The organism is Gammaproteobacteria bacterium (assembly GCA_028817255.1).
Lineage (GTDB): Bacteria > Pseudomonadota > Gammaproteobacteria > Porifericomitales > Porifericomitaceae > Porifericomes > Porifericomes azotivorans.
Genome location: JAPPQA010000176.1, coordinates 1 through 2,576 on the forward strand (window position 1 = coordinate 1; position 2,576 = coordinate 2,576).

General features: G+C 56.4%; 2 protein-coding genes. Both read right to left on the reverse strand.

Annotated elements, in window-relative coordinates; translation table 11 throughout:
- Window positions 1-137: 137 nt before the first annotated feature.
- Window positions 138-1,004 carry a DNA methyltransferase gene (locus tag OXU43_07150; GenBank protein ID MDD9824931.1) on the reverse strand — a complete coding sequence of 289 codons (867 nt, stop codon included), beginning with the start codon at window positions 1,002-1,004 and terminating at the stop codon, window positions 138-140.
- Between the two features lie 92 nt (window positions 1,005-1,096).
- A complete protein-coding gene (locus OXU43_07155) occupies window positions 1,097-2,323 on the reverse strand; it encodes an ATP-binding protein (GenBank protein ID MDD9824932.1) in 1,227 nt (408 codons plus the stop codon).
- Between the last annotated feature and the right edge of the window lie 253 nt (window positions 2,324-2,576).

Below are 2,576 nucleotides of genomic sequence, written 5' to 3' on the forward strand. Positions count from 1 at the left end.
CAGCCGGCGCCTGGCGGCTTGGCTGCTGCGACTCCCCCTCAAGGGGGGAGTGATAGAAAGAGCGGCGCGCCGTCCGATTTCGTGACCCCTGAAGATTTTACGCCATGAATCGTTGGCTGGCATGAGCCGATTTCGATTTATTGGCTTCCGAAAAGACTGTCGAAATACCCGACGCCCGTTCCTCCCATACCGGTTTCGGAAGTTGGCACGCCTCCCCGGACAAGCACATCCTCAATTCTTTTCTTCGCCATATTCCCGAGGAATGCTTTTTCGGAATCAATGCCGACAAAATGTCGGCCATGCCGCAAGGCGACGACTCCGGTGGTCGCGCTCCCGCAAAACGGATCGAGCACGATGTCGTTTTCATCGGTGCAGGATAATACGATTCTTTCCAAAAGCGATTCGGGCTTTTGAGTGGGATGCTTGCCATACTTTTTCTCTCCGGCCTTCGGCGTGTTAATCGCCCAAACGCTTCGCATCTGTTTGTTCGGCTGTTTGATAAAATCACCCTCCCAATTGGATTCTTTCATCAATCGGTAATTGAATTTATGTTTCGCCGTTTTTGTTTTCCGCGCCCAAAGCAGGGTTTCGTGACTTGCGGCAAACATGCGGCACGCCAGATGAGGGGCGGCATTCGGTTTATACCAGCAAATCTCATTCAGCAGATGCCACCCTTGTTGCTGTAACGCGAAACCGCACGCATAAATGGAATGGTAGGTGCCCGAAACCCACAGCGACCCGCTGTCTTTCAGCACCCGGCGGCACGCCCCAATCCAGTTGCGGTGAAATTCATAATCCTTCTCCGCCCCATTGCTTTTGTCCCATTTGCCCTTGTTCACGCTGGCGCGTTTTCCCGCGTGGCAGGTAAAGCCGTCGTTGGAAAGGTTGTATGGCGGGTCGGCGAAAACCAAATCAATGCTTCCTTTGGGAAGCGAATCGAGGATTTCGACTGCATCGCCGTTGAACAGTCTGACCCCGCGGTTTTTATAAAAATGTCGGTTCAAGATACGCCGGAACTGGCCGCGGGGCAGAACATCAAGGCTGCGTTACATGCGCCCGATTAGAGAAACACGAATCATTATGATCGCTTGCCTGTTCAGTTGCGATTCGCATTCGCCTCCCCGCCTTCCATCGCCATCAGGAAATAATAGCGATGTAATAAGGAAGGGAACCGGTATTCTCCGCGTCTGCCGCTGTCCTCGACGGGCAGAATGGCGCCCAGTTTGCGCATGCGGTTGATAAAGTTGCCCAGCACCTTCTTTTCGCTGTCGGACAAGCCGGTTGTCTCGCCCAACTGCTGGCGCGAAAAGGTATCGCCTATAGACCAATCAACCCCTATCTTGCGCAAAATGGAGCGGTAACGTTCGCTGTGCAGGGCATTGACCACGGAAGATTCCAGATGCTGGCGCCCGATCTCTTGCGCGGCATCAATTATTCCTGAGTTTACCCCGTCCAGTTCATGCTTCGGCTCCGCTTTTGTCATCCGCAACCACACCGCATGGCCAATCTCCTGGGCAAGCATGGGCAGGCCGCCGGAAAATCGCGCGCAGGCCCCCACACTGCCTTCAGACAACTTTAGCCCGCCGCTCTTGAATCCGGCCCGGAAAAACCCCCTGGTTTCTTCCTCGCTCCACGGAGGAACGAAAACAGTCGGTTGAAAGATGCGCGCAACCGATTCGTTGTAAGCGACGATCTGCCGGCGGCGTTCCTCCAACCCTACAAACAACAAGAATACCGGCGGCTCTTTTTTCTTCATGGCGGTCGCCACCCCGTCCACCATGCTTTTAAGCCAGTTTGCAAAACGGGCGTTCTCCGCAAGCCCGTTGATGTCATCCATGACCAGCATCAGCCCCCTGCGTTCGGAGCCGATGGTTTTGAGCAACCTGGACATCTGGCCGGCAAAATGATCCACAAGCGCCTGCAAGTCTTCGGCGGGCACATGCAACTCCACCTCGACGCCGAATACGCCTACTTTCCTTATCCGATCGCCAAGCTGCTTCTTTACCTTCTCGATCCACGATTGATTGCTGTTATTTTGCACGATGCAGCGCAAAGACATGCGCGCGAGGCCCTGCAGATTGCCAACGCTGCCCAGCGGGACATATGCGGTCGCCATTTTCAGGTCCGTCTCGGCAAGGTAGCGGGCCATCTGCGCCAGCGAACTCTTGCCGATCCCGCGTTCGCCGGAAATATAGGCTGTGCGAAAACGCCCGCGACAAGCTGCCTTTGCCGTGTCCACCAACTGGCGCACCAGGTCCGTCCTGCCCCGAAACGCTGTCGCCTCCACCGGACGACCGGGGGTAAACGGGCTTTCTTCCGTCACCGTGTCTTGCCTCTACCGGAAAATATTCGATGCGTCGAAAGAGCGAGCGTTGTCATGCACGAGGCTCTTGGCGCCCGCCAGCCCGCGCAAACTTGTCCTTGGCCTGAACAGGGGCGGGAATCCGGCATCCGGGGAATCGAGACAGGCCGTCGAGAAAGTTCGCGCCGCCGCAAAAGATGGATTCCTGCCTGCGCCTCATTCTTCCCATCACTCCCCCCTGGAGGGGGAGTCGCAGCAGCCGGCGCCTGGCGGC